Annotated in this window: 2 protein-coding genes; both read left to right on the plus strand. The window is 64.7% G+C overall.

Going from position 1 to position 1,272, the window contains the following annotated elements:
* Window positions 1-1,074 (plus strand): DUF935 domain-containing protein (locus tag B9Y90_RS26190; RefSeq protein ID WP_139827527.1); only part of this gene is annotated, 1,074 nt, incomplete at its 5' end.
* Window positions 1,061-1,272: phage head morphogenesis protein (locus tag B9Y90_RS26195; RefSeq protein ID WP_441302671.1), on the plus strand; the 212-nt coding region annotated here is incomplete at its 3' end. The genes B9Y90_RS26190 and B9Y90_RS26195, both read left to right, overlap by 14 nt.

The raw sequence follows: 1,272 nt of genomic DNA on the forward strand, positions 1-1,272 counted from the left end.
CATGATGATATCCGGCTGAACACCGGCACCAGTGCCGACGGCGAGCCGCTGTGGGAAACCGGCTGGATAGTCCACCGGCACCGGGCAAAATCCGGCCCTGTCGCCCAGAGCGGTCTGTTTCGGGTGCTGGTCTGGGCCTATCTATTCAAGAATCTCTCGGCCCGCGACTGGGCGCAGTTCCTGAATCTCTACGGCCTGCCGTTCCGGATCGGGAAGTACGACGCCAGCATGGACGAGAAAGCCCGTAACCGGCTGCTGCAGGGCATTCGCATGATGGCCCGCAACGGCGGGGGCATCATCCCCAAAGAGGCCGATATTGAGCTGAAAGTCCCTGCGCCCGGCCAGAGTGCCCCCTTCTTTGCCATGGTGGACTGGTGCGAGAAAGTGCAGTCAAAAGCCATCCTCGGCGGGACACTCACCAGCCAGGCGGACGGCGAAACGTCCACCAACGCGCTGGGCAATGTCCACAACGAAGTCCGGCACGACCTGCTGGCAGGCGACGCGCGGATGGTGGCGGAGACACTGACCGCACAGCTCCTTCGCCCCCTGCTGGTCCTCAACGGTCGCTACGATGCGGCCCGCATGCCGCGTCTGGAGTTTGATACCCGCGAACCGGTTGACCTGGAGAAGCTGGTGAAGATTGTCTCCGGGGCGCAGGCCATCGGGGCGGCTATCAGTCAGGAATGGTTCGCTGACCGCAGCGGTATTCCGGTGCCCGGCGAGGGTCAGGTGGTACTGAAGCCGCTCTCCGTGCAGTCTCCGGCCGGGGAGGCCACGCTGTCGGCCGCCATGCAGCTGCGGCTGGCGGCGCTCTCGGTGCCGCAGGCTTCAGCGGATGCTGTTCAGCAGCAGCTGGATGCTGCCCCGCTGGCGCTGGCCGCGCAGGCAAATCAGGCGGCGGAGGCGATGCTGCGCCCGCTGCTCGCGCAAATCCGCACGGCACAGACCCCGGATGCGGTTTACGCGATATTGCTGGAGGCGTTTCCCGACCTCAGCGATGGAGCCCTGCAGGAGCTGGTCGGTCAGGCGGTGTTCGTGGCAGATGTGATGGGCCAGAGCCATGCCGGGGATTAATGCCGGGTTCGCCATGACCCTGAAGCCGGAGGCGGCTATCCGGTATTTTGAGGGCAAACACCTGACGCCGACCTTCAGCTGGAAAGACCTGGAGGATGAGGCGCACGCCGTGCAGTTCACCGTCGCCGGTATTCTGAAGCTCGATGTGCTGAACGATATCCACCAGGGGCTCACGCAGGCGATGGCGAACGGCACCAC

Source organism: Cedecea sp. NFIX57, assembly GCF_900177785.1.
Classification (GTDB): Bacteria; Pseudomonadota; Gammaproteobacteria; order Enterobacterales; family Enterobacteriaceae; genus Cedecea; species Cedecea neteri_C.